Raw genomic sequence first — 26301 nt, 5'->3', positions numbered from 1 at the left:
AGGCGAAACCGCTGCAGGTCTTATGGCCTGCGGCGGTTTTTATTTGCGCCGATGGGGCTTAATAACCGCCTCAGGCGTTTGCCCTCTCCTCTCGCCGCCCGTATTCATACGTGCGCCGAAAGGTGTGCATGGACAGTCGCCCGCGAGGGTAGGGTGGTGGCATAGGACATTTGGAGGGTGAGCCGGATCGGCTGCCGACCATGCTGCTCCCGGGACGACATCGACCGCGAACTCTCCCCGTTGGCGTCGCGCATTGCGCGCGGCCCTGCAAGGAGGTCATCATGGGTGCTCCCAAGACCGGTAACGTAAGGAACGTGGTGCTCGTAGGCCAAGGTGGGGTGGGCAAGACTTCACTCGCCGAGGCCATGCTCCACCTTTCCGGCAAGACCGCCCGCCTGGGCGGCCACGACGGCACCAAGCCCACGCTCGACTATGACCCCGAAGAGGTCAAGCGTGCGTTTTCCATCTCGACGACCATTGCGCCGATCGACTGGAAGGGTGCGCGCATCAATGTGCTCGATGCCCCGTGCTACCCCGATTTTATCGGCGACGCCTTTGCCGCGATGAGCGTCTGCGAGACGGCTCTGTTTGTGGTCGACGCCGAGGCCGGCCCGCAGCCTACGACGGTTAAGCTCTGGTATGCCGCCGAGGACCTGCGTCTGGCGCGTGCGGTGTTCGTAAACCGCCTGTCGCGCTCCGAGGCCAGCTTTGCGACCACGATGGACCTGCTGCAGGAGCGCTTTGGCACGCGCCTGGGCGCCGTGACCCTTCCCTGGGGCGAGGGCGAGGACTTTGACGGTATCATTGACCTGGTGCGCATGAAGGCGCGCCATTGCAACGGCGCCGAAGCCGTTGAGTCGGAGATTCCCGAGGAGTATCGTGCCCAGGCCGAGGAGGCCCATGACCATCTGTGCGAGCTGGTGTCCGAGGCTGACGACGAACTGATGATGAAGTACTTGGAAGGCGAGGAGACGCTGACGCAGGAGGAGCTTGAAGGCCTGCTGTCGAAGGCGATCGCCGAGCGCATCTTTGTGCCGGTCTTTGCGGGCGATTGCATCAAGGAGCAGGGCGTCAACTCGCTGATGGACGACATCGCCACGTACTTCCCGGCGCCGACGGACTACGGTGAGATGCCGCTCATCGACGGTGATTCGCTCAAGATCTCGAGCGACGATGACCGCCCGGTGGCGTTTGTGTTTAAGACCCTGGCCGATCCTCAGCAGGGTCGCATCAGCTTCATCAAGGTGCTGACGGGTACGCTTGAGCCGGGCCTTGAGCTGATCAACGCGCGCACCCGCAAGAGCGATCGTCTGGCTCACCTGTATGTGATGTGCGGCCGCGACATGACCGAGGTCGGTCACGCCTATGCCGGCGATATCATCGTGGCACCCAAGCTGGCGGCCGAGACGGGCGATACGCTCTCGATTACCGGCAAGGTCGAGGCTGCGGCGTTTAAGTTCCCCAACTCGCAGTACCGCATCGCCATCGAGGCCGAGAATCGCGGCGACGAAGAGAAGCTCTACACGTTTATCGAGAAGGCATGCAAGGCCGATCCGACCATGAGCATCGACCGCGACGAGGAGACCGGCCAGACCATCATTTCGGCGGTGGGCGAGGCGCAGGTTTCGGTCCTGCTCAATCGTCTTGAGGACCGTACCAAGGTCGCGGCCAAGAGCGTGCCGATTCGCATCCCGTATCGCGAGACCATTCGCCGCACGGCAACTGCCCAGGGCCGCCACAAGAAGCAGACCGGCGGCGCCGGCCAGTATGGTGACTGCTGGCTGCGCGTAGAGCCGCTCATTGGGCCCGACGGTACGAGCGACGGCTATGAGTTTGTGGACGAGGTCGTAGGCGGCCGCATTCCGCGCTCGCTGATCCCTGCCGTGGACAAGGGCGTTCAGGAGACCATGAAGGACGGCATCATTGCCGGCTACCCGCTTACGGGCATTCGCGTGGCTGTGTACGACGGGTCGTATCACAGCGTCGACTCCAACGAGATGGCGTTCCGCGCGGCGGCTCGCATCGGCCTGCGCAAGGCATGCGCCGACGCCGACCCGGTGGTGCTGGAGCCCATCGAGGAAATCACGGTGACTATTCCCGAGAGCTACGCCGGCGCCGTGATGGGCGACATCTCGGCCTCGCGCGGTCGCGTGACGGGTATGGAGACCGATGAGCGCGGAGACACCGTGGTCATCGCTCAGGCGCCTCTCGCCGAGCTGACGGATTACTCGACGCGTCTGCGCTCCATCACGCGCGGCACGGGCGACTTTACCATGAAGCCTGCGGGCTATGAGCAGGTGCCTTATGACGTTCAGGCCAAGCTGGTCGAGCGCTATGAGGAGGGCCGTGCCAAGTAGCGTTGGGCGTTGCCTGTAACATACATGCCGATGCAAGGGCCGCTCTGGGCAATCCAGGGCGGCCCTTTTTGATCCCTGGGGGATGGAGGAAAACGGTTCATTTTAAGTTTTGGGGCAGCTTGGCCAGCCCTAGTCTCCCGAGGCCTGGTTGCGGCCGGTAGCGTAGTCGATCTGCACATGCGGCTGCAGGTTGTAGCAGTACACGTGGAAGCACAGGGTCTTGCCGTGGTCCTCGACCGATTGCGCCTCAAGACGCACGCCACGGCAGACGAGTTCCTCTTCGTTGTACATAGGCGTGACACGGTAGAGCACATGGTTGCCCGTCTCGCGGATGTAGCCGAGAATCTGCTCCTCAAATGGCAGCATACCCGTTTCGTTGAGATAACGCGTGCCGGTGAGGAGATTCTTGCGGTTGGCGTTTTCGCCGCAGAGCGACCAGGCGATGAGGTGACAGCGATTGTAGAGGCTCTGGCCCGGAATAAAGTCGTAGCGCTGCTGGCGCCATCCGGCGGGATGGATACGCGAGATATCGCCGCGCTCGCCTTGACCGAGCGATTCGGGGCCCACGCAAGCGAGCGCTTTGCGGGTGCGGCCCAGGCTGTCGAGCTTGGAGAACTTCTTAAAGCAGCCCTCTTCGGCGGCGCGCTCGTATTCATCGAGCGTGAATGACGGTGTGCCCAACGGGTGCGTGCTGTCGGCTCGCAGGGCAACATAGGGGTTGCCCGCGTAGTCAGGAATGTTGCTGAGGTATACGCCGCGGGCGCGGTCGAGATTGGGGTTTTCGACCTCGTCGATGGGGGTGGCGGCGCTGTCCGCGGAAGCGTCATCACCGGTGTCGGGTGCGGCGGAATGTGGCTTGTCGCCAGAGTTCGGGCCGTTTTGGGAGTCTGTGGAGTTTGCCGTTCCCGATTCGAGTCGGGCAACCAGGTCTGCCTCGTCGTCGGTGCGGCTGGGACCCTCGTCTTGCTTCTCGGCCAGAGCCGCCGCCTGTTCATCACTTTGCGGCGAGAGCAGTCTGGGCGCCCCGTCGAGCGATCCCGTAAACAGCGCAAACCCCAGCACCACAGCGGTGCCGATAGAAAGTGCTTGCTTGTAGGCGGACTTGCGCGACATGGTGACTCCTGGACGGACGGTTGGGAGTCTACCAGTCTAGCAGGAGCCGCCGAGGGCCGTTCTGTCGAACAAATACTTAAGATTTGGGACAAACGCTACGGATTCATTTGCCTCATATTTGACGTATGGCTAGATCGAGGTAGAACCGAGCCAATTGAGCTTGCATTCGAGAATACGCTGCTCACCGGGAGTGCTGCTGCCATCGAGTAGCGCGAGGAGCATCTCGGCCGCCTCTCTGCCTTCCTGGTCGACGGGCTCGATGATGGTGGAGACGGTCGGCGTGGTGAGGTTGGTCCAGTCTTCGCAGTTGAGTCCCAAAAGACCGATTTGCTGCGGAAGCAGATGGGCCATGGGCTGGAGGGCCTTGTAGACACGGGGAAGTGCCCACTGATTTTGCACGAAGATAAGGGTTCGCTTGGCGGGGTTGAGCTTGTATTTAAAGTACTCGGTAAGCTCACTGACCGACGGCTTGTTGTGGTCGATGGAAATCGCTTTGTAGAGCTGTCCGTTCGCTGCCAGCGCCTCGGCATACCCCTGAAAACGCTCCATGCGGGTGCGCATTTCGGTCATGTTGGCGGCAATGGAAAAGAAATCTTCGTAACCGGCGTCGAGGAGTACCTGCGTGGCGTTGTACACACCGTCGTAAAGGTTGGTCTTGATCCAGCTGGTACCTGGGCTATAGATGGCCGCATCGAAAAAGACGACCGGCTTGCCGGCGCGTCTAATGCGGTCGTGCACGGCTTTGAAGTTTGCCGTGGGCTGGATGATAAAGCCATCGACGCCCAGCGAGAGCATTTTGTCGACATACATGAGCTCGGTCTCGGGGTTAAAGTTGCTCGTGCAAACAACCGTCTGGTAGCCCGCGGGGAGCATGACCTGCTCCATGCCGTTGAGGACGAGGCCTGCCCATTTGTTGGTGTTATCCAAGATGATGATGGCGATGACGCGGGTCTGTTTGCCGGTGAGTGTTTGCGCCTGGGCGTTGGGGACGTATCCCAGCTCCTTTATAACGCGCGCGATCTTTGCCTGCGTTTTGTCGCTGAGCTTGTCTCGTTTGTCGTTGAGGTAATACGAGACGCTGGCTGTTGAAGTTCCCGCCTCGCGGGCGACGTCTGCGATCGTAACGCGCTGTTTGGTCACAGCGACTCCTTCCGACAAATTGCGTTGTTTGGCGCGGTGGTTCACGTTCGGGTTGCGGGCACACGATTCTGCCTGTCCTTTCGCCCTTTTATGAGTATGCAACAATACCGTATCCGTGGGGTCCGAAATTCGTGGCGGTTATGCAAGCCTGCCGTCTACCGAGAAATCTAAATACTTCTTGACTTTTAAAAAAGAGATCAAAAACGCAGGATTCATTTTTGGTTAAACGCATAACTAAATTACATAACCAACGCTCTGACCTGCGCGTTTACCGAAATAAGCTGGTATTAAGAAAAATGAGCACCTATATTGGTCTTGTCGAAAAGACAGCAAGTCCAAACGGCAGGGGATGCTCCGGAGGCCTCCGCAAACGGTGTCTTGCGCACGCAACTCTATGAAAAGAGGGAAGCAATGAAGATCGTAGGCGTTGCCGCCTGTACCGTGGGTATCGCCCACACGTATATGGCCCAGAAGGCGATTCAGGATGAATGCGCCGCCCGTGGCATCGAGTGCAAGGTTGAGGCTCAGGGTGGCCTGGGTATCGAGAATGAGCTCACGCAGGAAGACGTGGACTCCGCCGACCTGGTCCTGGAGTCCGTCGACGTGGGTGTCGAGAACGAGGACCGTTTTGAGCAGAAGATGGCCGAGGGCAAGTTCCTCAAGGTCGGTACTTCCGATGTGATCGCCGATCCGGTCAAGATCATCGACCAGGCTGTTGAGATTATCAAGGCGACGGGTGGCGCCGTTGACGCGCCCAAGGCCGAGGCCAAGGCAGAGAAGAAGGCCGTCTCCGCTGCCCCGCAGGCCCCGACACCGGCGTCCAAGCAGTCTATCTTTGCCGATCCTGGCAAGACGCTGCTCAATGCATTCAATACCGGCGTTTCCTATTTTATCCCCATTGTCGTTATCGGTGGCGTGTTCCTCGCCTTCTCGTTGGCATCCGGTACTGCCGGTGCTAACGGCATGGAGGTCACCAACCCGTTGATGGTGAGCCTTAACACCATCGGTATGGCCGGCATCTCTATGATGATTCCGGTGCTTGCGGCATACATCGCTTACTCGATGGCCGGCAAGCCCGCGCTTGCCCCCGGTTTTGTCCTGGGCTACTTGGTCAACAACGCCGTCGTCACCCCGAGCGGCAACAGCGTTTCGACCGGCTTCTTGGGCGCCATGATCATGGCTGTCATCTGCGGTTACTTTGTCCGCTGGATGAAGACCTGGAAGGTCAACAACACCATCCAGACCATCATGCCGATCCTGATCATCCCGATTCTGACCTCGCTCGTCCTGGGCATGGCCTACATCTACATCCTGGCCACGCCGCTTGGCTTTGTGATGGATTGGCTCACCAGCGTGCTCGGTAGCCTGCAGGGCGGCTCCGCCGTCGTCCTGGGCCTGGTCATTGGCGTTATGACCGCCTTCGATATGGGTGGTCCCGTCAACAAGACCGCTTCGACCTTTACCATGGCCATCATGGCCTCCGGCATCTACGGCCCCAACGGTATGTTCCGCGTCGCTGTCGCCATTCCCCCGATTGCTTGCGGCCTTGCTGCGCTCATCGCCAAGAACAAGTTCGATGACGCTGACCGTCAGATGGGTATCTCCGCACTGTTTATGGGCTGCATCGGTATTACCGAGGGCGCTATCCCCTTCGCGGTCAAGGATCTCGGTCACACCCTTCCCGGCATCTGCATCGGTTCTGCCGTGGGTGCGGCGCTTGCCGCCTTCCAGGGTATCGACTGCTACGTCCCGCACGGTGGCTTTATTGTCGCCCTTGCCACCAACAACGTCGCGCTGTTCTGCCTGGACATCGTGATTGGCTCCGTGGTCGCCGCTGCAATCCTGATTGCCATGAAGCCCACGCTCGACAAGCAGGCCAAGTAACCCTTTAAGGACTCCGGTTGTGCGGAGGGATGGATTTGACTCCGCACAACCGCCCCTACACAACAAAATCCATCCGTACTGATAGGGCCCGCATCTGGGTCCCAGGGAACTTTTGTCAAAAATCCTCTGGAGAAGGAGAACAAAATGTCCAACCTCACCATCCGCCAGGCCGTTCAGGGCATGCTCAAGCTGTAGGATAGCGGCGATCATGCAACCATGGTCGGTATTGGCCCCATGAGCCCCAACCTGATTCAGGCTGTGTTCGAGCTTGCCAAGGACGAGGATTTCCCGCCCATGTTTATCGCCAGCCGCAACCAGGTCGATATGGACGAGATGGGCGCCGGCTACGTCAACGGTTGGGACCAGAAGCGCTTTGCCGCCGACATCAAGAAGGTTGCCGACGAGGTGGGTTACACCGGCCCGTACTACCTGTGCCGCGATCACGGCGGTCCGTGGCAGCGTGACGAGGAGCGTAACGCCCACCTGCCCGAGGACGAGGCCATGGAGCTCGCCCGCAAGTCCTTCGTCGCCGACATGGAGGCGGGCTTTGACCTGCTGATGGTCGACCCCACCAAGGATCCCTATCAGATCGGCAAGGTTATTCCGCTCGACGTGGTGCTTCGCCGCACGATCGATCTTATCGACTACCTTGAGCAGTACCGTCGCGAGCATAACCTGCCCGAGGTCGCCTATGAGGTCGGTACCGAGGAGACCAATGGCGGCTTGACCTCTACCGATAAGTACGAGGAGTTCATTTCTCAGCTGCAGCCCGAGCTCGAGAAGCGCGGCTGCCCCATGCCCACCTTTATCGTCGGCCAGACCGGCACGCTTACCCGTTGGACTGAGCAGGTTGGCCATTACAACTTTAAGAACGCCCGCGAGCTCGCCGACATGGCAAAGCGCTACGGCGTGGGCCTGAAGGAGCACAACGCCGACTACCTGGACGACGCGACGCTGCTCGAGCACATTCCGGCTCACGTGACGGCTTCCAATGTCGCCCCTCAGTACGGCACCGAGGAGACCCGCGCCTACCTCAAGCTCTGCGCTACCGAGCAGATTCTGGTCGACAACGGCCTGTGCGACGATCCCTCCGATCTGTATCACACGCTGCTGGTCAAGGCTATCAAGACCGAGCGCTGGCGCAAGTGGATGACCGGCGATGATGTCAACCTGCAGGTTGACGACATTCTGGCCGACGACGAGCTCAGCCTGAAGATTCTGGATGTCTCCGGCCACTACGCGTTCAACGATCCCGAGGTCAAGGAGCAGGTCGAGAAGCTCTATCGCAACCTCGCTGCCCAGGACATCGACGGCAAGCGCTTTGTGATCGAGCACATCAAGCGCCCGATTAAGCAGTACGTCGTCGGTCTTAACCTCAAGGGCGTCACGAGCCGCATCGAGAAGGCTCTCGAGGACTAAGTAGCTTTTCCTACACGACGCCGGGCCTGGGGCATGTCCCAGCTGCAGGCCCGGCACATAGGACAAAGGGACATCCCCTTTGTCCTATTTTTTGAGTTTGGATTCCTTCGAAGGAGTTTGTACCATGAAGTTCTTTATCGATACCGCCAACCTTGACGAGATCGCCGAGGCCAAGAGCTGGGGCTGCCTTGCCGGCGTCACCACCAATCCGTCCCTGTACGCCAAGACCGGCGGTAAGCTCGCCGACTTTGAGCCCCATATGCTCAAGATTGCCGAGCTCTGCGAGGGTCTGCCCGTGTCTGCCGAGTCTACCGCGACTACTGCCGAGGGCATGATCGAGGAGGGCAAGCGTCTTGCCGCCCTGGCTCCCAACATTGTGGTTAAGCTCCCCGTCTGCGAGGCCGGCCTCGCCACCTGCCGCGCGCTGGCCGATGCGGGCGTGCGCGTCAACATGACGCTCGTCTTCTCGCCGACGCAGGCCTTGATGGCCGCCAACGCCGGCGCCCGCTACATCAGCCCGTTTGTGGGACGCTTCGATGACATCGCCGAGGACGGTATCTCGCAGCTCGACAACGTTGTGACCTGCATCAAGAACTATGACTGGACCGGTAAGAACGTCGACGACACCGTCGAGATCATCACCGCATCCGTCCGCACGCCCAATCACGTGACCCAGGCGGCGCTACTCGGTGCCGATATTGCGACCGTCCCCATGGCCGCTCTTAAGAAATGCCTGCATCACCCGCTGACCGACCAGGGCCTTGCCTCGTTCGAGGCCGACTGGAAAAAGGTCGTCGAGGCACAGTAACGATGGTTCTGCCGGCCCAGCATTTGTTATGCCGGGCCGGCGTGCTCAAGAGAGGAAACTCCATGACCGATCAGGAACTGGCCAAGATTGCCAATGAGGTTCGCCGCGGTATTGTCACGGGCGTCCATGCCGCCAAGTCGGGGCATCCGGGAGGGTCGCTTGGCGCCGCCGACATTATGACCTACCTCTACTTTGAGGAAATGGATGTCGACCCGGCGAATCCGAGCCGCGCCGAGCGCGACCGCTTTGTGCTCTCCAAGGGACATTGCGCTCCGGCACTCTATGCCGTGCTCGCCGAGCGCGGGTTCTTTCCCAAGGAGGAGCTCGAGACGCTCCGTCATATCGGCAGCCGCCTGCAGGGCCATCCCAATATGAATGACACGCCGGGCGTTGACATGTCTACCGGATCGCTCGGTCAGGGTATCTCCGCCGCGGTTGGAATGGCACTCGCTGCAAAGCACTGGGGTGACAGCTACCGCGTCTACACGCTGCTGGGCGACGGCGAGTGCGAGGAGGGGCAGGTGTGGGAGGCGGCCATGTTCGCCGGCAACCACGACCTGGATAACCTCGTCGCTATCGTCGATCACAATGGCCTGCAAATTGACGGCAGTATCGACGAAGTTAACTCGGCTATGCCGCTTGCCGACAAGTTCCGTGCCTTTAAGTGGCATGTGATTGAGCTCGCCGACGGTAACGACATGGCGCAGATTGCCGCGGCCTTTGCCGAGGCTCGCAAAGTGAGTGCCTCGCCTGTGGCCATTATCGCCAAGACGGTGAAGGGCAAGGGCGTTTCCTTTATGGAAAACCAGGTGGGCTGGCACGGCAAGGCACCCAACGATGAACAGTTTGAGCAGGCCATGGCCGAGCTCGCAGCAGCAGGGGAGGAGCTCTAATGGCAGACGTCAAGAAAGTCGCCACGCGCGTTAGCTATGGCGAGGCACTTGTCGAGCTGGGCAATGAGCACGATGACTTTGTGGTTCTCGATGCCGACCTGGCCGCCGCCACACAGACCGGCAAGTTTAAGGCTGCGCACCCTGAGCGCTTCTACGACGCCGGCATTGCCGAGAGCAACTTGATGGGGCTTGCCGCCGGCATTGCAACCACGGGCCACGTCGCCTTTGCGAGCACCTTTGCCATGTTCGCCGCCGGCCGCGCGTACGAGCAAGTTCGTAATTCCATCGGCTATCCGCACCTCAACGTCAAAATCGGCGCCACACATGCGGGTATCTCGGTCGGCGAAGACGGCGCCACGCATCAGTGCTGCGAGGATATCGCGCTCATGCGCACGATCCCGGGTATGACGGTGATCGTTCCCGCCGATGACATCGAGGCTCGCGCTTGCGTGCGCGCCGCGTATGAATTTGAGGGGCCGGTCTACATGCGTTTCGGCCGCCTGGCAACACCGGTCATCAACGACCGCGAGGACTATGAGTTCAAGATTGGTCGCGGCGTGGTCGTGCGCGAGGGGTCCGATGTGACCATCATCGCTTGTGGCCTCATGGTTGCCGAGGCGCTTGAAGCTGCCGAGGCGCTCGCTGCCGATGGTATTGACGCCGAGGTCATCAACATGCACACGATCAAGCCGCTTGATGAGCGTCTGGTGGTTGCCAGCGCCAAGAAGACCGGTCGCGTGGTCACCGCCGAGGAGCACTCGATTATCGGCGGTCTTGGCGAGGCCGTGGCCTCGGTACTCGCGGAACAGCATCCGGTGCCGATGCGACGCGTCGGCGTGCGCGATGTGTATGGCGAGTCCGGCCCTGCGGTCGATTTGCTGCACGAGTACGGTTTGGACGCCGACGGTATCGAAGCTGCGGTCAGGTCTGTGTTGTAAGGAAGGTTTCCATGGGATTTGTATCTGCCAACCAAGTGACGATCGGGTATACCGCCGCCTCGCGCGAGGACGCCCTGCATTATTTGTCCGAGCAGGCCATCGAGCTCGGTTTTGCCGATGACGCATCTGCCGTAGAGGCTGCCTTTATTGCTCGCGAGAACGAGGCCGAGACCGGCCTTGTCGCCGGTTTTGCCGTTCCGCATGCCAAAAGCGACGCGATCCACACGCCGGGCGTTGCCGTGCTTAAACTGGCCGAGCCCGTTGAATGGCCGAGCTTCGATGGGGTGCCCGTCGATGTTGCGCTCGCGCTGTACGTGCCTGCCGGCGAGGCTGGAACCACGCATCTGCGCTTGCTCTCCAAGGCTGCCGTGATGCTGATGGACGCCGGCTTCCGTGACAAGGTGCGCGCGAGCACCGATCCCGTTGAGATTGCGGAGCTCATCAATAGCGGACTCGAAGACTAGAACGGTCATCCCGTTCAATCAATCGATCCTTCTCCAAGGAAAAGGGCCGCGACGCCATAGAGGTGTCGCGGCCCTGTTTGCGTTTCCCCAGATAAAACCTGCCAAAATAAACCTGTCCCTTTTTGGCAGGTTGTGGGGCTCGGGTTTGCTTGTCTCGCGTGACGTTGCGTGGAATAATCGAGGCGAACCATCTTAACTGGAATTCATTGCGCTTGCCCTTCGGCTGCGCCTATTTTCGGAGGCATCATGAGGATCGTTAAGCGTATCAATCACAATGCCGCCTTGCTTGTCAACGATAAGGGAACCGAGCTTGTGGCGCTGGGGAAAGGCATTGGTTTCCCTGACGGCCCCGATGAGGTTTCACTTGCGCAGATTGAGCGCACGTTTTACAACGTTGATGCACGCTACCTGCCACTTCTTAACGAGATCGATCCCAAGGTAATGGAATTTAGTGCGCAGATTGCCGATGTCGCGCGCGCCAACATTTCGCGCGAGTTGTCGGCGAACCTTCCTTTTACGCTTGCCGATCACATTAGCTTTGCCATTAAGCGCTGTCGTGAGCACATGTATGTTCAGATGCCGCTTTCTTGCGACGTGCAGCAGCAATATCCCGTTGAATTCAAAATCGCCACGTTCGCCCACGCTGGCATAGAACGCGAATTCGGCGTGTTTATGCCGCGCGGGGAGAGGGCAGGTATCGCACTCTGCATCGTTAACAGCGTGATGGCAAGTTCGAGCAAAGCAAAGTCAAATGACGTGCGCCGCGAGGAGCGCCTGATTGAGAAACTCGTAACGATTATTGAGAAAGACCTGGATATCTCTGTTGATCGTGATGCCTTCGACTATGCGCGTTATGACACCCATGTGAGATATTTGCTGGAGCGTGTTCGCACCGGTGAGCCGCTCAATACCGACAATGCGGCACTCTATCAGCCCCTCTGTGATGAGCATCCGGCCGTGGCGGCTTGCGTCGAGAAGATGGCCAGACTCATTGAGGAGACCTATCAAGCTTCCGTCGTGCCCGAAGAGAAGGTGTACCTTATGCTTCATGTCAATCGGGTCTATGCCGGCAATATGAGAGACGGGTCCTTAACGGTCGAATAGATGGCTTCTTTACCGCTTAAGGATGAAAATCTACCGTTCGCGGTATTCTGAACATCGTGAGGCTGCCGTCCTCATGGCGGAGCTGATAACCTTGGCGCGACATAAGGTGTTATTCGAGAGCTGAGCTTCCGAAGCGTGACGTAAAGACAGGGCGACCTGTCGATGTCTCGTTTTGGAGCTTTTTGTCTTTACGCCGTTTCCCTCAACAATCGAATATTTCCATGTGGGCGGCAGGCCACCGTCCGCTTTGTCTCCTCGCGCGCGCAGCGAGGAAGGAACCGGATCGTTCGAAAGGGAAGATGATATGGCTGACAATAAGAAGATCGCAGCCGATGTGCTCGAGGCGCTGGGTGGCAAAGACAACATCACCTTTGCAGCCCACTGCATGACGCGCCTGCGTTTTAACCTTAAGGATATGGAATTGCCCGATATTAACGCTGTTAAAAAAATAAACGGCGTCATCGGCGCTCAAATATCTGGCGGGCAGTTCCAGGTGATTATTGGGCAGAACGTGCCTAAGGTATATGACGAGCTCATCACGATGAGCGGCTTGGCCAAGCAGGAGAGTATCGACGAGAACCTCGACGCAAGTGGAGTCAAAACACCGCTTACTCCGGCAGCCGTTGGCAATGCGATTCTTAACTACCTCTCGGGCTCCATGGTTCCGATGATTCCATTGCTGCTCGCTTCGGGCATGTTCAAAACCGTTGCCGTCGTACTCGGGCCAACGATGCTCAATCTCATTGCGGATACGAGCGATCTATATATCCTGCTCAATATGCTCTACAACGTGACGTTCTACTTTATACCAGTCTTCTTGGGCTTTTCGGCCGCCAAGAACATTGGCGCCACGCCTATGTACGGTGCTTTTATGGGCGGTGTGCTTATCGAACCGACGTTTATGCAAATGGCAGCCGAGGGAAAAGCCTTTAGCGTCTACGGCATCCCCTGCGTGCCTGAAAACTATGCACAGACGGTCATTCCCGTTCTGCTCACAGTGGCCTTGATGTCCGTCTTCGAAAAGTTCCTGCGCAAGCATATGCCTGATTCGCTTACTACGGTGTTTACGCCGCTTTGCACGCTTGCTCTGACTGTCCCCTTTGCGCTTTGCCTGCTTGCCCCTCTTGGCTCTTTGTGCGGCAACGGCCTGGCTGCAATCTTTGGGTTCCTCGGCGCCGAGGGTGGCATCGCGGCGATTATTGGTGGCGGCTTGCTTGCAGCAATTTGGTTGCCCATGGTCATTACGGGCATGCATGTCGCGGTCATTATGATTGCCATTGCAAACTTCATGTCGACGGGCTCTGACAGCTTTATTATGGTCGCTGCTACGGTTGCGCTGTGGGCTGCCTATGGAGTGGAGATTGCGACATGGCTCAAACTCCGTAACAAGGAGGAAAAGAGACAATGTGCCGGCTATCTTGTCGCCCAGCTCATTGGAGGCGTCGGCGAGCCGTTCATCTATGGCATGCTGTTCCGCTATCGTAAGCTGTTCATTGCCTGCATGGCGGGTTCATTTGTCGCCGGTGCCGGGTCGATCGCTCTGCATGTGAATGCCTATCTTGCTGGTGCTGCTTCAAACGTGCTTAATATTATGACGTTTGTCGGCGGTGGCAATGAGAACCTGATCTGTGCCGCCATCGCTTCGGCAGCTGGCTTTATCGTAAGCTTTGCCGTTGCCTGGTTCTTTGGCTTTAGTGAGGATGAGCTTGAGAACGGTCCGATTTCCGAGCGCTAGAAAAGCGGTCGCATATAGGTGGTTCAGCTCAAAAAATGCCGCCTATAGATGATTCCGCAGGGCGGTATGTTTGCTGCCGCCCTGCATATTATGTCGAAGGGGTTGTTACATATGCTTATCAGTGAGGCTATTCAAGCTATCCAGGACTATTGCGGCGGCATCGATGCTTTTACCGGTAAGCCCATCGAGCTTGCGACGACGCGCGATCGGGTGCTTTACGGCAACATCGATCAGCAATGTACCGGAATCGTTACATGCATTTGGGCTACGGCGGAGGTAATTCGCCGTGCCAAGGAGCTTGGCGCCAACCTGATTGTTCCGCACGAGGCGCTGTTCTGGAACCACGGAGACAGCCGTGAGGTGGTCGCGGGGAACGAGACCTTTGAGGCAAAGTGCGCCTTGCTTGACGATTGGGGTGGAGCGGTCTGGCGTTGCCATGACTATATCCACTCGGGCGTTCCGCTCGCCTCGGACGGCTCGATGGTCGACGGCATCTTTTACGGATTCGCAGCAAAAATGGGCTGGCTCGAATATGCGACGGATGGGTCGTTTATGAGTTATCGGATTGATCCAATGCCGGCGCGCGATTTGGCGAAAATGCTTGTCCTCAAGCTCGGTCTTAATGGAACGCGCCTGATCGGCGACGGCGATGCCTTGGTGGGTAACGTCGAGATTCCGATGCATATTATGGGCCGAGATAACGACGAGATTGCCCATATCGACTCTGATGACATCGATTGCATTTTGGCGATGGAGCTTATCGACTTTACGGTGAGTGAATACATCCGCGACGCCGCAATGCTCGGTCAGGGGAAATGTGCCATCCATATGGGTCACTTTAACGGCGAAGAGCCGGGCATGGAATACATGTCGACATGGTTGCCCGCTGCGCTCGGAGACGCTGGTGCAGACTTGCCGGTCACCTTTGTGCCCATGGGAGACACTTATCAATACGTACTGGCATAGATGTCCTGGGCCGCGACGCCATAGAGGTGTCGCGGCCCTGTTTGTGTTTCCCCAGATAAAACCTGCCAAAATAAACCTGTCCCTTTTTGGCAGGTTACTGATTCATGTTGCCGTGGATGTAGGGGGTGACTTCGGGGGAGATGTGGCTGCAGCCCAGTTCGCGCAGCGCGGACTCGATGGCGGCGGGCAGCGGGGTCTTGCCCTCGGCATTGACGGTAGCACCGCCGAGGGCGGCAATCTTGGCGACATCTGCGGGTGCGGCCTCGATACGCATGCAGCCGCCGACCAAGCGCGCGCGAACCTGCGACAGACCAAGATCGTGCAGGTAGTCCTCGCAGGCGCGGATTAAATCGACCTTCTCGTGCGTAAGCTCCTCGCCTGTGGGGACGCGCGTGGCAAGACAGGCTCCCGCCGGCAGGTTCCAAACGGGATAGCCCCATGCGCGCAGCAGCTCGCGCTCTTCGTCCTTGGTAAAGCCGACCTCCATAAGAGGGGAGCGTACGCCGAGCTCTTTGGCAGCGCGCATGCCGGGACGGTAGTCACCGCGATCGCTTGCATTGCTGCCATCGATGACGGTGGGAAAGCCGAGCGACTTAGCGTGGTTGACGATGGCGGTAAAGCCGGCGTGCTTGCAGTGGTAGCAACGGTTGGCGTCGTTGCAGGCTACTTGGGGGAGCTGCAGCTGATCGACCGAAAGATTGAGCACGGGGAGCTTAAAATGCGGTCCCTCATTGGTCTGCCTGTCAACGGATCGCTCAAACGAGGTCTGTTCGGGCGTGCCGATGAGCGGCGTGGTGAGGTGAACGAGAAGCGTGCTGGCAGGCATGATGCGGGCGCAGACCGCGGCCAAAAAGCTGCTGTCGACGCCACCGGAAAAGCCGATGGCGACGCGTCCGTATGCCAAAAGCAGCTGTTCGAGCGCCGCGAGTTTGTCCTGAAGCTCCTTTGCAGGTGCGGTAGTGTCTGAAAGCATAAAACAATCCTTACCATTGAGTACTCGGTCGAAAACTATAATCCTATCGGACTGCTCGTCATATGACTTTTGCCTATGTAACGATAGTGCAATATGCTATATACGTTATATACAAGTTTGTAAAGTGCGCTAGAGTGGCCGTAATGCAATCCGGTGAGGGGACCGATATGATCAAGACTGTAATTTTTGACATGGACGGAACGCTGGTCGATACCGAGCGTTTGGGCATCAAGGCATGGAAGGCGGGCGCTGCCGAGCTGGGGGTCGCGATTGATGATGCGCTGATCCATCAGTTTATCGGCCGCACTCTGCCCGATGTCATGGACATCCTTGATAAGCATTACGGCAGCCATGAAACCACCGAGGCGATCTATGTTCGCCACAAGGAGATTCGCGACGAGATGGTCAAGACCGATTTGGAGCTTAAGGCCGGTGCCGCCGAGTGCATAGGCGAGCTGCTGGCTGCGGGCTATCACGTGGGTCTAGCGACGTCGTCGCGCCTCGCTACGGCCGAGCGCAACCTTAAGATGGTCGGCCTTTTTGACAAGTTTGAGACGGTGACCTGCGGCGAGGACGTCGTGCACGGCAAGCCCGACCCCGAGATGTATCTGCTTGCCTGCGAGCGCGCGGGCTTTGCTCCCGAGGAATGCGCTGTGGTCGAGGATTCACGCAACGGCTGCGTCTCTGGCATCACGGCCGGCTGCCATGTCTTTGCCGTCCCCGACATTGTGCCGCTGCCGCAGGACGTGGTGGATGGCTGCGAGGCCGTGCTCGATACGCTGTTCGACCTGACGGCGGCGGTCAAGGCTGTGCGCTAGACAGCTGCGGCGTTGAAACGGGCAATTGCCCACATTTACGCTTAAGCATAAGGGGTCCGGCAATGGCCGGGCCTCTTTTGCTTAAGCTGCGTTTTGGCATACTGGTCGACGTGCTATAGATACGCGCCCAGGTTGATGGCGGTGGCTTCGGCTTGGCTGCTCGCCTGGGTACTGGCGCGCTCGAGCAGGAACGGCCGCACGAGTTCCTGACGGTTGATGTCCTCGGCGGCTGTGACCTCGGTGACGGTGCGTGCGGCGGAGCCGATACGGACGCGTTTGGTTTTTGTCGGCGCCTTGTTCTCGATTTGCTCCACGAGCAGCTGCACGCCCTTGCGGCCAATTTCGTAACCCGGCGGTGCCACTGTGGTGAGAGGGACCGACCCGCTCCATGCAAGCGGGTTGCCGTCGCAGCCGGCCACGCGAACCTGCTTGGGGACGGAGATGCCTTTGTCGATCAACGCCGAGATAACACCCGAGGCCAATACGTCGGTTAGGCCGATGACAAAATCCGGACGCTCATCGGTGGAACGCTCGGCAATTTGAGTGCCGATACTGTAGCCGTCGGCTGCGGTATTCCATTCTCCGGCGTCAATGACCTCAATTTTGATGTCGGGATGAAGGGCGAGGGCCTTGTGAATGCCAAGCACGCGCAGGGTGAGCTGCATAAATGCCGCTCTGCCCACAACGGTGATATGGCGTGCGCCGCGGGCAATGGCGAGCTCGGCGATAATGCGCCCCTGTGCCTCGTTGTCGGCGGCCACGTAGTAACCGGGCTCGGAACAGTGGATGTCCAGATGGACAATCGGCACGGGCATCATGGTCATGGCGGGGTGCCAATCGGGGGATGCCATGGGCTGAACCATGACGCCGGACATCTGCGTGCCCATAAAGTAGCGCAGGTAATGGTCTTCGAGAATATCGTCGTTATCGGCGTTGGCGATAAGCAGGTCGTAACCGTGCTTGCGGGCCTCGTTATGGGCACCGCTGGCAATTTGGAGCGAGAAGCCGTGGTCGAGACGGGGGAGGACCAGGCCAAAGGACTTAGTGGTGCCTCCTGCGAGCTGACGGGCGCTTTGGTTGGGCAGGTAGCCAAGGCGATTGATGGTCTCGTTGATGATTTTGAGGGTCTCGGGGCGCAGCTTTTCGGGATGGTTGAGCGCGTTGGATACCGTGCCCAGCGAGACCCCTGCCTCGCGCGCGACGTCGCTGATTTTTACCTTTGCCATAGCGGCCCCTTTGATGCGTTTCAAGTACAAGCCAGATTGTAGCATCGTCCGTCCCTAGGGTGTCAAAACCTGCCAATTAGGGACAGGTTTATTTTGGCAGGTTTTATCTGGGGAAACGCTATTGCCAACGCGACCACCACGAAGGGGACAGGCACCTTTGTGGTGGTTTGGACCGGCTGAACGTGTGTGCATCGGGTGGTATCTAAGTTGAGATACCACTTCTGGTATATCAGCTTGCGCTTGCGTGAGTACAATACTCGAACGTTATACGTCTCAGCGCCCCTTGTGCGTGGACGTTTTACAGTCACGCGAGCGAAGGGATTTATCCTATGTGCGGAATTGTCGGCTACACCGGCTCTGATATTGCAAAGAACATCCTTGTCACGGGCCTTAAGCGTATGGAATATCGCGGCTATGACTCCTCGGGCGTCGCACTCGAGGTGGGCGAGGGCACGGCGGCTCACCTCGACGTCATTCGCCGCGTGGGCAAGGTCGCGGGCCTGGAGAGTGAACTTACCAATGTCGACAGCGACGCCACCTGCGGCATCGGCCACACCCGCTGGGCTACCCACGGCAAGCCCTCCGTTGTCAACGCCCATCCCCACACCAGCTGCGACGATCGCATCGCCATCGTCCACAACGGCATCATCGAGAACTTCGCCGAGCTGCGTGAGGAGCTGGAGGGCCGCGGCCATCACTTTAAGAGCGAGACCGATACCGAGGTCTTTGCGCACTTGATCGAAGAAGCCTATGCCGAGACACACGACCTGATGGCTTCTGTGCGCGAGGCCTGCACCCACGTGGTGGGCGCCTATGGTTTGGCCGCCGTTTCTGCCGATGAGCCCGGCGTGATCGCCGTGGCCCGCAAGGACTCCCCGATTGTGGTCGGTGTCGGCGAAACCGGCTCCTACGTTGCCTCCGACGTGATCGCGCTTATCGATGCCACCCGCGATGTCGTGGTGCTCGAGGACGGTCAGTTTGCCAAGCTTACGCCCGCAGGCGTCGAGTATACCGACGAGGCTGGCAACGTGATTGAGCCCAAGCTTACCCATATCGACTGGGACCTGGATATGGCCGAAAAGGGCGGTTATCCCGACTTTATGCTTAAGGAGATCCATGAGCAGCCTCGCGTCGTGCGTGATACCCTGGTGGGCCGCATGACCCCCGCCGGTGAGCTCGATATCGACGAGCTGGGCCTTTCGCTCGAGGAGCTCAACGATATCGACCGCGTGTATGTGATTGCCTGCGGCACCAGCTACCATGCCGGACTTATCGCCAAGAACCTTATTGAGGGTTGGGCTCGTATTCCTACCGAGGTCGAGGCGGCAAGCGAGTTCCGCTATCGCAACCCCATCATCACGCCGACGACGCTTGTCGTGGCCGTGTCCCAGTCGGGCGAGACGGCCGACACCCTTGCCGCCATTCGCGATGCGCGCATCAAGGGCGCCAAGGTCTTTGGCATCACCAACGTGCTGGGCAGCCCGGTGGCGCGCGAGAGCGACGGCGTTATCTACACCAAGGCCAACAAGGAGATTGCAGTTGCCTCGACCAAGAGCTTCATCGGTCAGGTCGTGAGCCTTACGCTTTTGGCCCTGCTGCTGGCGCAGGTTAAGTACCGTCTGACCACCAAGCAGGCGCGCATGCTGTTCCGCGAGCTTTCCGATACGGCCGAGCAGATCCAGTGGATCCTGGATACGCAGACCGAGGCCGTGCACGAGGCCGCGCTTGTCTGCAAGGACGCGCAGTCTGCATTGTTCGTGGGTCGCGGCATGGGCGCCGCCATTTCCTACGAGGGCGCGCTCAAGCTCAAGGAGGTCAGCTACCTGCATGCCGAGGCATATGCTGCCGGCGAGATGAAGCACGGCCCTATCGCGCTGATCGACCCGGGTTTCCCCGTTATCGCGGTTGCAACCAAAAGCGCAACATACGACAAGACGGTGTCGAACCTCATGGAGTGCAAGGCGCGCGGCGCCAAGGTCATCGTCGTTGCTACCGAGGGCGACGAGGAAATCAACAAGATCGCCGACTGCGTCATTCGCGTGCCGGCCGTCCGCGACGTATTCAGCCCCATCACGGCGAGCGTTCCGCTGCAGCTGCTCGCCCGCGAGGTTGCCATCCTGCGCGGTTGCGACGTTGACCAGCCCCGCAACCTGGCCAAGAGTGTCACAGTAGAGTAATCGAGTTCCTACGTCCTAACAACTAAGGCCCGGCTTCGTTGCGGCGGAGCTGGGCCTTGTTGCATTTGCCCAGATAAAACCAGCCAAAATAAACCTGTCCCTTTTTGGCAGGTTAGCGGAGCTTGCTGGTCTCGAAGTACTCGGGATATTGGTCCAGGACCTCGGTTTGGTTGCGGAACATCATATGCAGGTGCTTGCTGACCAAAAAGCTTGCCTCGATAGGATCGCGACCGGCGATGGCGCGGCGGATTTGCTTGTGCTCGTTAACAATCTCCTGATTGTCGAGCGCCTGCGTAGCGGCGCGCAGCCAGCGGAAGCGCTCCAGGTCGGCATTGGTCGCCTCGAGCCACGACCACACGGTGCTGCGGCACGCGATGCTAAAGATCATGCGGTGCATGAGGTTGTCGCTTAAAAAGAAGCCGATGCGGTCCTCTTCGGCCATGGCTTTTTCCTGCAGCGCGATGGCTCGGTCGAGCTGCTCGATGCCTACCGAGGTGGCACGGGCGCAGCACTCCACAATCACCTGCTTTTCCAGGTGTTCGCGAATGTAGCAGGCACTCTCGGCAAGGGTGAGGTTGATGGGCGAGACATAGGTGCCGCTTTGGGGCACGGTGCGCACTAGGCCCTCTTGCGCCAGACGCACCAGTGCCTCGCGCACAGGGGTGCGCCCCATATCTAGGTCGTCGCAAAGCTGCTTGACGCCCAGCTTTTCGCCCGGCTTGTAGTCCAGGTAGACTATTTTGCGTCGAATGGTGTGGTAGGACTGGTCCTGTAGGCTCGTTTCCTGCTCGCCGACGTGCATCGATTCTTCCATAGTGCCTCGCAACTGTTCTATCACACTCATATGTCAATTGTTAATTATGCCGCGAATCAGCTCTCCGCGCTGGGTAATTCGGTTGTTGCCCGAGAACTATTGCGGCATCTTAGTCTGTTTTTGCGCATGGCTGTGCTCGATGTTGCCGTATCATAAGCCGTCGCAAACGTGAAATAGAAAGAAGGAATCCCATATGCAACTGGTAAATATCGTACGCGAGCGCTGGAAGGGCGTCTTGTTCTGCCTGATCATCGCCATCCCTGCGTCGTTGCTCGGCAAACAGATTGAGGTGGTCGGTGGGCCGGTATTTGCCATCCTCTTTGGCATGGTTCTGGCGCTCGTCTTTCCCAAGAATCGTCGCGAACAGCTCGCCGCCGGCGTCACCTATACGTCTAAAAAAGTCTTGCAGTACGCGGTTATCCTGCTTGGCTTTGGCATGAACCTCTCGCAGATTCTGTCCAAAGGCGCCCAGTCGTTGCCGATTATCGTGGCTACGATCTTGACCTCGCTCATCATCGCTTTTGTGCTCTGCCGCGTTATGAACGTGCCGGGCAAGATCGCGACGCTTGTGGGTGTGGGTTCGTCGATTTGCGGCGGTTCCGCCATCGCCGCGACCGCGCCCGTCATCGATGCCGACGATCGCGAGATTGCCCAGGCTATTTCGGTCATCTTCCTGTTTAACGTTATCGCGGCGCTCGTGTTTCCAACGCTTGGAGGCATGCTTGGGCTGACCAACGAGGGCTTTGGCCTGTTTGCCGGTACCGCTATCAACGACACCTCGTCTGTAACGGCTGCGGCGAGCGCCTGGGACAGTATGCATCCCGGCGCCAATGTGCTCGAGAGCGCTACGGTAGTCAAGCTCACCAGGACGCTGGCCATTATTCCCATCACGTTGGTCCTCGCATGCTGGCAGATGCATCTGGCGCGCAAGGCCGGCGGCGACGCCAAAAGCACGTTCTCCCTTAAGCGCGCGTTTCCCATGTTTGTGCTGTTCTTTGTGCTGGCGAGTGTGGTCACCACAGTGTTTCAGCTTCCCGCGTCCGTTACGGCGCCCATCAAGGAGCTGTCGAAGTTCTTTATCGTGATGGCCATGGCGGCTATTGGCTTTAATACCGATATCGTCGAGCTGGTCAAAAAAGGCGGCAAGCCCATCGCATTGGGCTTTTGCTGCTGGATTGGCATTGCGTGCATGGGTTTGGGAATGCAGCACGTGCTGGGAATCTGGTAGAGAAGTAGCCCATTTACGTGCTGGTTGCCGGTGGCCGCATCCTCGCGGTGGAGCGATAGGAGCTCTTGCGGGTATGGCTTGTCCGCAGGTTAATAGATCCCGAAGAGCTCTTATCGCCCCGCCAGGATGGCGATGCGGGGCAACACCTATACTCGCAGGATGGCGCTTTCTGCCCTATAGTGTTTGGTGAGCAATATCGTTCAATTTTGAAACACTCGGTCGTGCGACCGTCGGCGGTTGTACGTCGCAGCGGACAGGGGCAAATCATGGATAGCGATGCCAAGCTGAACATCTTGACCGATGCCCTAGCTGCTGCCGGGGCCTCGGCATTGGCAATCGATGCGCGTGGGGACGTCGCGATCTCGACCATGAATGACGCGGCGCTTGAGCGGGATGTGGCGGCTTTTGTCGCTGAGCGCCTCGACCGCATAGGAGACGGCGCGCGTCTGGTTATGGGGCGTGCGGGTACGCGCCTGAGCCTGACCGTTCGCCCCACCGACAAAGAGGGCGGGGGCCTTTGGGTCATCGTGGTCCGCGAGGTGCGCGCCGCCGCGGCGCATGCGGGCATCGAGTGGCTCAACGCCGACGAAGTTGAGGCCCGCTACGAATCGAGCGCGTACGGCATCGTCGAAGATGCGGCAGCGGTCGCTGCCCCCGTACGGGAGAGCTATGCGCGCGGAGTGCCCCTTATGCTCGAGGGCGAGCTGGGCGCGGGACAGGATCAGATTGCAAAACGCCTGTACCTGGATGGACCCTATGCCGACCAGCCCTTTGTGTCCGTTGCGCTCGATGAGCTTACGGATCGCGGTTGGCGCCATCTGCTCAAAAGTTCCGAATCGCCGCTATTCCAAACGGGGCTGACACTTTGCATGGGCGGATGGCATGCCGTTGGCCCCCAACGCCTGCGCGAGCTCGTGTCCGCAATGATCGACACGGCGCTCGCAACTCGTTGCCATGTGGTGTTGACGGCAAACGACATGCCAGGCGGCGGCGAAAGCGATCAGGCTGCTTTTGTAACCGAGCGTCTGGCCTGTGCAGTGAGTGTGGCGCCGGCGATTGCCGAGCAGGGCGGCGCGTCGGAAAAGGTTGCGCGCTATCTGGAGTATCTGGCAGATATGTTTGAGACGGCAACACCTGCCTTGTCGTCCGGGGCGGCAAAGACACTCGATGCCTATCGATGGCCCCGTAACTATCTACAGCTTCGTGAGGTTTCGGAACGACTTTATATATTAGTGAGGATGGGTACGGCCGAGCGGGCGGTGGCGGAGGAGGTGCTCGCTCAGGAGGACGTTATCAAGACCGCGACCTTTGGTGCCCCGACGCTCGATAGCGATCTGTATATCTTGCGCCCACTGGCCGATACCGAGCGCGATATCGCACGGCTGGTCGTAGGTCACCTTCACGGCAACAGGACCCGAGCTGCCGAAGTGCTAGGGATAAGCCGTACGACCCTGTGGCGCCTGCTGAAGGACGACGACCGTTAAGCGAGGCGCCCGTGACCGCGCTCGGCGCGTGTGATACAGTCCAAAGCAGTATTGTTTCGACTGTGTTACGGCGTGCGGGGAGTATGGCGGAGACTTCAAAAACAAATCGGGTTCGAAAGCCCGCGGCGCCGGTCAACCGTCGCACGACTTCACGGACGTGGGGCAAAAGCGCCTCGGGGTTCGACGGCTCGTTCAAACGCACTAAATATGGTTATCCTTCGGCAAGCGCTCGCTTGGCCATGCAGGCCGAATCATCGCTGTGGGGCCGTAAGCGTGTGGTGGGGTCAAAGCTCAAGCACGATGGAACGCTCGGCTACATTAGCCGTGGCGCTGCTCGCCGTAGCGGCCTCAATCCCGCAGGCTGGCATCGCTATGTTCCGATCGCGGTCGTTGTCGCGGTGATTGTCATCGCGCTCGCGGCGCTTGGCTACGCCGGCGGCGGGGCCAATCTGGACGCAATGTTTAAGTCGCCCGAGCTCGCGCATGCAGGCACAGAAGTTGTCGAGGGCGTTCAGACCCAGACGGGCGTCGCGCCCCAGCGCGGCATGGTCGCAGCCGCTGCCACCATTGCCGATGCTCAAAAGGATGAAGGCGAACAGGGCGATGGCGCCAAAGCAACTCGAACGAATGAAACGACGACAAATCCATCGGCAAGATAAGTTGCTAGTGGGGTAGCAAATTTGGGACGGGGCCTTTTAGCTGCCCAAGTGTCGAATGCCAGCAGCAGCTCATTCGATGTCAGTCGCCAACAGCGAGCGGGCCGCATTTGCGCCAAGGTGACGTGAAATGAGAGGGCGCTGACCTTCTGGTCGCGCCCTCGTGTTGATGTTCACTAAGAAGTGGTCCGAGTGATCACTGGGAAATGAGCACCGTGAGCACGAAAAATTGAGCAGTTTAAGCAAGAGGGCCGCGCCCCGGGGACCGGGGGTGCGCCCCTCGCCGTATGGTTTCCCCGGGCGGTTACTTTGGCGAGCCCGCCCGGGAAGGATGGAGGAGATGACCGTGCCCCTGGACACAGTGAATGATATACGGTCGATGGATGCCGCCGGGCGCTCGAGGTCCGAGATCGCCCGAGTGCTCCACGTGAGCCGGAACACCGTGGCGAAGTACGCCGACATGGAGGACATGTCGCCCGCCGCGCCGATGCCCCGGAGGAGGGGCAGGCCCGCGCTCGAGGGCAACGAGGAATGGGTCGCGGGCGTTCTCGAGGCCGACCTCGGGGCCCCGAGGAAGCAGCGCCACACCGCCAGGCGGATCTACGACAGGCTCGTCGCCGAGCGCGGCTACGGCGGCTCGTACTCCACCGTGCAGAGGTTCGTCCGCGAGCTCAGGCTCGCCCGGGCGGCGGCGGGCGGAGAGGGGTACCTCGAGCTCGAGTGGGCGCCCGGCACCTGCCAGGTCGATTTCGGGAACTTCCGCGCCGCGGTCGGCGGGAGGACCCTCGACCTCAAGCTGCTGGTCGCGACGCTCCCGCACTCGAACGACCGGCAGTGCGTCGCCCTCATGTCGCAGAGGTCGGAGTGCCTGTGCGCCGGGCTGCTCGAGATCTTCCGCCGCTGGGGCCGCGCCCCGGCTGCGATGGTGCTCGACAACGCCACCGAGGCGGGCAGGATGGTACGCGGCGAGGTCACGGAATCGAGGCTGTTCTCGCAGTTCAGGGCCCACTACCGCTTCGAGAGCCGGTACTGCAACCCCTATTCGGGAAACGAGAAGGGCTCCGTCGAGAACGCCGTGGGGTTCCTCCGGCGCAACCTCCTCGTCCCCGTGCCGGCGTTCGGCACGCTCCCCGAGCTCAACGCGTTCCTCGCCGAGGGATGCGCGAGGATCAACGCGGAGTCGCGCTGCCGCGACGGCAGGCCGCACGGGGAGGCCTACCGGGAGGACCTCGCCGCCATGCGCGCCCTTCCCGGCGTGGAGTTCGACGCGGTGAGGTGGATCACCGCCCGCGCCGACAAGCGCGGCTACGTCGAGGCCGACGGGCGCGAGTACGTCGCCGGGCCCGCCTGGCACGGGCGGAGCCTGCTCGTCGGCATGCGCGCGACGACGGTGGAGATCCTCGCCGACCGCGGCCGCCGGGTCGCCGTCCTCCCCAGGGCCTTCGGGGAGGGCCCCGCGGTCCGGAACCCCCTCTCGCTCGTGCCCGCCATCATCGCCAGGCCGAGGGCCTTCGGGGAGTCGACGATCAGGCGCGACATGCCGCCGGGGCTCGTCGAGGGGATCGACCGGATGGACTCCGCCGGCAGGAGGCGCACGCTCAGGTCGATCGGCCGGGCGAGCGAGTCCTCGGGCTTCGAGGCGGCATGCGAGGCGGCGCTCAGGGTCGTCGAGGGCGGCCGCGTCCCCGACGACGCCACGGTCGACGTGCTGGCGAGGCGTATCGCGGGAGGCGGCGGCGGGGCCGGCGGGGCCGACCTGTCGGTCTACGACGGGTTCCTGAAGGGGGCGGTCGCCGATGGCCGCTAGCGAGGAGCTGGCCCGCAGGGTCGTGGAGGCCGGGCGGTCGTGCTCGCTCACCACCGCCGTCCTGGAGGAGTGGTCGAGGCTCGGCACCCCGAAACAGGTGGAGTACCTGGCGGGCTACCTCGAGGCGGAGAGGTCCAGCCGCGAGGCCTCGAAGCGCGCGACGCTGCTCAGGCGCTGCGCGCTGCCGGCGCCCAAGACCTTCGACGGTGTTAGCGTCAATCTATTTTTCACCAGTTTCGCTAAACAGGCGCGCCGTTCGCGCAAAGGCGGTTTCACCGGTTGCGCTAACGTATTTTC

The 26301-nt window shown here is 60.0% G+C and carries 20 protein-coding genes and 2 pseudogenes; 17 read left to right on the top strand and 5 right to left on the bottom strand.

Annotated elements, in window-relative coordinates; genetic code table 11:
* Positions 1–281 precede the first annotated feature (281 nt).
* Positions 282–2357: an elongation factor G gene (locus tag ACTNDJ_RS07760; protein ID WP_154517778.1), complete on the top strand. Its 2076-nt coding sequence runs from the start codon at positions 282–284 to the stop codon at positions 2355–2357.
* Between the two features lie 129 nt (positions 2358–2486).
* Here the strand turns inward: ACTNDJ_RS07760 and ACTNDJ_RS07755 are convergent, their stop codons facing one another.
* Complete coding sequence (locus ACTNDJ_RS07755; RefSeq protein ID WP_441064077.1) at positions 2487–3470, bottom strand: DNA/RNA non-specific endonuclease; 984 nt, start codon at positions 3468–3470, stop codon at positions 2487–2489.
* Positions 3471–3599: 129 nt separating this feature from the next.
* Complete coding sequence (locus ACTNDJ_RS07750) at positions 3600–4610, bottom strand: LacI family DNA-binding transcriptional regulator (RefSeq protein WP_441048885.1); 1011 nt, start codon at positions 4608–4610, stop codon at positions 3600–3602.
* A gap of 411 nt (positions 4611–5021) precedes the next feature.
* Here ACTNDJ_RS07750 and ACTNDJ_RS07745 point away from each other — a divergent pair, with 411 nt between their 5' ends.
* The 9 genes and pseudogenes from ACTNDJ_RS07745 (at position 5022) to ACTNDJ_RS07705 (ending at position 14821) form a co-directional block, all read left to right on the top strand.
* Complete coding sequence (locus ACTNDJ_RS07745) at positions 5022–6494, top strand: PTS fructose transporter subunit IIC (protein WP_441016594.1); 1473 nt, start codon at positions 5022–5024, stop codon at positions 6492–6494.
* Positions 6495–6707: 213 nt separating this feature from the next.
* A pseudogene (locus ACTNDJ_RS07740) lies at positions 6708–7913 on the top strand (class II D-tagatose-bisphosphate aldolase non-catalytic subunit); the annotation flags it as partial.
* A 124-nt stretch (positions 7914–8037) separates the two neighbouring features.
* A complete protein-coding gene (locus ACTNDJ_RS07735) occupies positions 8038–8721 on the top strand; it encodes a transaldolase family protein (RefSeq protein WP_441048892.1) in 684 nt (227 codons plus the stop codon).
* Between the two features lie 62 nt (positions 8722–8783).
* Positions 8784–9614, top strand: coding sequence for a transketolase (locus ACTNDJ_RS07730; protein ID WP_441048893.1), 831 nt, complete (start codon positions 8784–8786; stop codon positions 9612–9614).
* Entirely contained in the window at positions 9614–10552 is a 939-nt protein-coding gene (locus ACTNDJ_RS07725; protein ID WP_441048894.1) for a transketolase family protein, read from the top strand. Before ACTNDJ_RS07730 ends, ACTNDJ_RS07725 begins: the two co-directional genes overlap by 1 nt.
* 11 nt (positions 10553–10563) lie before the next feature.
* Positions 10564–11016 (top strand): PTS sugar transporter subunit IIA, encoded by a 453-nt coding sequence (locus ACTNDJ_RS07720; protein ID WP_195503788.1) that lies wholly within the window; start codon positions 10564–10566, stop codon positions 11014–11016.
* Between the two features lie 246 nt (positions 11017–11262).
* The gene (locus ACTNDJ_RS07715) at positions 11263–12120 is read left to right on the top strand and encodes a PRD domain-containing protein (protein ID WP_441048895.1); all 858 of its coding nucleotides are present in this window, start codon (positions 11263–11265) and stop codon (positions 12118–12120) included.
* A gap of 304 nt (positions 12121–12424) precedes the next feature.
* Positions 12425–13855, top strand: a complete 1431-nt coding sequence (locus tag ACTNDJ_RS07710) for a PTS transporter subunit EIIC (protein WP_441048896.1) — start codon at positions 12425–12427, stop codon at positions 13853–13855.
* Between the two features lie 111 nt (positions 13856–13966).
* Positions 13967–14821 carry a Nif3-like dinuclear metal center hexameric protein gene (locus tag ACTNDJ_RS07705; protein ID WP_441048897.1) on the top strand — a complete coding sequence of 285 codons (855 nt, stop codon included), beginning with the start codon at positions 13967–13969 and terminating at the stop codon, positions 14819–14821.
* Positions 14822–14915: 94 nt separating this feature from the next.
* On the opposite strand, the gene ACTNDJ_RS07700 is transcribed toward ACTNDJ_RS07705, so the two are convergent.
* Positions 14916–15794: a hypothetical protein gene (locus ACTNDJ_RS07700; RefSeq protein WP_441064076.1), complete on the bottom strand. Its 879-nt coding sequence runs from the start codon at positions 15792–15794 to the stop codon at positions 14916–14918.
* A 167-nt stretch (positions 15795–15961) separates the two neighbouring features.
* Between ACTNDJ_RS07700 and ACTNDJ_RS07695 the strand changes: the two genes are divergently transcribed.
* Entirely contained in the window at positions 15962–16612 is a 651-nt protein-coding gene (locus ACTNDJ_RS07695; RefSeq protein WP_441064075.1) for an HAD family hydrolase, read from the top strand.
* Positions 16613–16725: 113 nt separating this feature from the next.
* On the opposite strand, the gene ACTNDJ_RS07690 is transcribed toward ACTNDJ_RS07695, so the two are convergent.
* Positions 16726–17838, bottom strand: coding sequence for a LacI family DNA-binding transcriptional regulator (locus tag ACTNDJ_RS07690; RefSeq protein WP_441048900.1), 1113 nt, complete (start codon positions 17836–17838; stop codon positions 16726–16728).
* A gap of 329 nt (positions 17839–18167) precedes the next feature.
* Here ACTNDJ_RS07690 and glmS point away from each other — a divergent pair, with 329 nt between their 5' ends.
* A complete protein-coding gene (glmS, locus tag ACTNDJ_RS07685; RefSeq protein WP_441083509.1) occupies positions 18168–20015 on the top strand; it encodes a glutamine--fructose-6-phosphate transaminase (isomerizing) in 1848 nt (615 codons plus the stop codon).
* 112 nt (positions 20016–20127) lie between these two features.
* On the opposite strand, the gene ACTNDJ_RS07680 is transcribed toward glmS, so the two are convergent.
* Complete coding sequence (locus ACTNDJ_RS07680; protein ID WP_427719781.1) at positions 20128–20829, bottom strand: GntR family transcriptional regulator; 702 nt, start codon at positions 20827–20829, stop codon at positions 20128–20130.
* Between the two features lie 193 nt (positions 20830–21022).
* On the opposite strand from ACTNDJ_RS07680, the gene ACTNDJ_RS07675 reads away from it, so the two are divergent.
* The 5 genes and pseudogenes from ACTNDJ_RS07675 to ACTNDJ_RS07655 form a co-directional block, all read left to right on the top strand.
* Complete coding sequence (locus tag ACTNDJ_RS07675) at positions 21023–22057, top strand: YeiH family protein (RefSeq protein ID WP_154517801.1); 1035 nt, start codon at positions 21023–21025, stop codon at positions 22055–22057.
* 266 nt (positions 22058–22323) lie between these two features.
* Positions 22324–23541 carry a helix-turn-helix domain-containing protein gene (locus tag ACTNDJ_RS07670; protein ID WP_441064073.1) on the top strand — a complete coding sequence of 406 codons (1218 nt, stop codon included), beginning with the start codon at positions 22324–22326 and terminating at the stop codon, positions 23539–23541.
* Between the two features lie 239 nt (positions 23542–23780).
* Complete coding sequence (locus ACTNDJ_RS07665) at positions 23781–24200, top strand: hypothetical protein (protein ID WP_441083508.1); 420 nt, start codon at positions 23781–23783, stop codon at positions 24198–24200.
* A 328-nt stretch (positions 24201–24528) separates the two neighbouring features.
* Complete coding sequence (gene istA / locus ACTNDJ_RS07660) at positions 24529–26004, top strand: IS21 family transposase (protein ID WP_441083507.1); 1476 nt, start codon at positions 24529–24531, stop codon at positions 26002–26004.
* Positions 25994–26301 (top strand): annotated as a pseudogene (locus ACTNDJ_RS07655) (hypothetical protein); the annotation flags it as partial. The gene istA and the pseudogene ACTNDJ_RS07655, both read left to right, overlap by 11 nt.

This window comes from Collinsella sp. HCP3S3_D1 (genome assembly GCF_052064015.1).
Taxonomy (GTDB): Bacteria; Actinomycetota; Coriobacteriia; order Coriobacteriales; family Coriobacteriaceae; genus Collinsella.
Note: the sequence above shows the minus strand (reverse complement) of the source record. Positions and strands in the feature narration are given on the sequence as shown.

What these genes read in the sequence shown, in the direction of transcription:
- ACTNDJ_RS07760 (WP_154517778.1), top strand. Translation starts at nt 282, where the DNA reads ATGGGTGCTCCCAAGACCGGTAACGTAAGGAACGTGGTGCTCGTAGGC.
- ACTNDJ_RS07755 (WP_441064077.1), bottom strand. Translation starts at nt 3,470, where the DNA reads ATGTCGCGCAAGTCCGCCTACAAGCAAGCACTTTCTATCGGCACCGCT.
- ACTNDJ_RS07745 (WP_441016594.1), top strand. Translation starts at nt 5,022, where the DNA reads ATGAAGATCGTAGGCGTTGCCGCCTGTACCGTGGGTATCGCCCACACG.
- ACTNDJ_RS07735 (WP_441048892.1), top strand. Translation starts at nt 8,038, where the DNA reads ATGAAGTTCTTTATCGATACCGCCAACCTTGACGAGATCGCCGAGGCC.
- ACTNDJ_RS07730 (WP_441048893.1), top strand. Translation starts at nt 8,784, where the DNA reads ATGACCGATCAGGAACTGGCCAAGATTGCCAATGAGGTTCGCCGCGGT.
- ACTNDJ_RS07725 (WP_441048894.1), top strand. Translation starts at nt 9,614, where the DNA reads ATGGCAGACGTCAAGAAAGTCGCCACGCGCGTTAGCTATGGCGAGGCA.
- ACTNDJ_RS07720 (WP_195503788.1), top strand. Translation starts at nt 10,564, where the DNA reads ATGGGATTTGTATCTGCCAACCAAGTGACGATCGGGTATACCGCCGCC.
- ACTNDJ_RS07715 (WP_441048895.1), top strand. Translation starts at nt 11,263, where the DNA reads ATGAGGATCGTTAAGCGTATCAATCACAATGCCGCCTTGCTTGTCAAC.
- ACTNDJ_RS07710 (WP_441048896.1), top strand. Translation starts at nt 12,425, where the DNA reads ATGGCTGACAATAAGAAGATCGCAGCCGATGTGCTCGAGGCGCTGGGT.
- ACTNDJ_RS07705 (WP_441048897.1), top strand. Translation starts at nt 13,967, where the DNA reads ATGCTTATCAGTGAGGCTATTCAAGCTATCCAGGACTATTGCGGCGGC.
- ACTNDJ_RS07700 (WP_441064076.1), bottom strand. Translation starts at nt 15,794, where the DNA reads ATGCTTTCAGACACTACCGCACCTGCAAAGGAGCTTCAGGACAAACTC.
- ACTNDJ_RS07695 (WP_441064075.1), top strand. Translation starts at nt 15,962, where the DNA reads ATGATCAAGACTGTAATTTTTGACATGGACGGAACGCTGGTCGATACC.
- ACTNDJ_RS07690 (WP_441048900.1), bottom strand. Translation starts at nt 17,838, where the DNA reads ATGGCAAAGGTAAAAATCAGCGACGTCGCGCGCGAGGCAGGGGTCTCG.
- glmS (WP_441083509.1), top strand. Translation starts at nt 18,168, where the DNA reads ATGTGCGGAATTGTCGGCTACACCGGCTCTGATATTGCAAAGAACATC.
- ACTNDJ_RS07680 (WP_427719781.1), bottom strand. Translation starts at nt 20,829, where the DNA reads ATGGAAGAATCGATGCACGTCGGCGAGCAGGAAACGAGCCTACAGGAC.
- ACTNDJ_RS07675 (WP_154517801.1), top strand. Translation starts at nt 21,023, where the DNA reads ATGCAACTGGTAAATATCGTACGCGAGCGCTGGAAGGGCGTCTTGTTC.
- ACTNDJ_RS07670 (WP_441064073.1), top strand. Translation starts at nt 22,324, where the DNA reads ATGGATAGCGATGCCAAGCTGAACATCTTGACCGATGCCCTAGCTGCT.
- ACTNDJ_RS07665 (WP_441083508.1), top strand. Translation starts at nt 23,781, where the DNA reads ATGCAGGCCGAATCATCGCTGTGGGGCCGTAAGCGTGTGGTGGGGTCA.
- istA (WP_441083507.1), top strand. Translation starts at nt 24,529, where the DNA reads ATGGAGGAGATGACCGTGCCCCTGGACACAGTGAATGATATACGGTCG.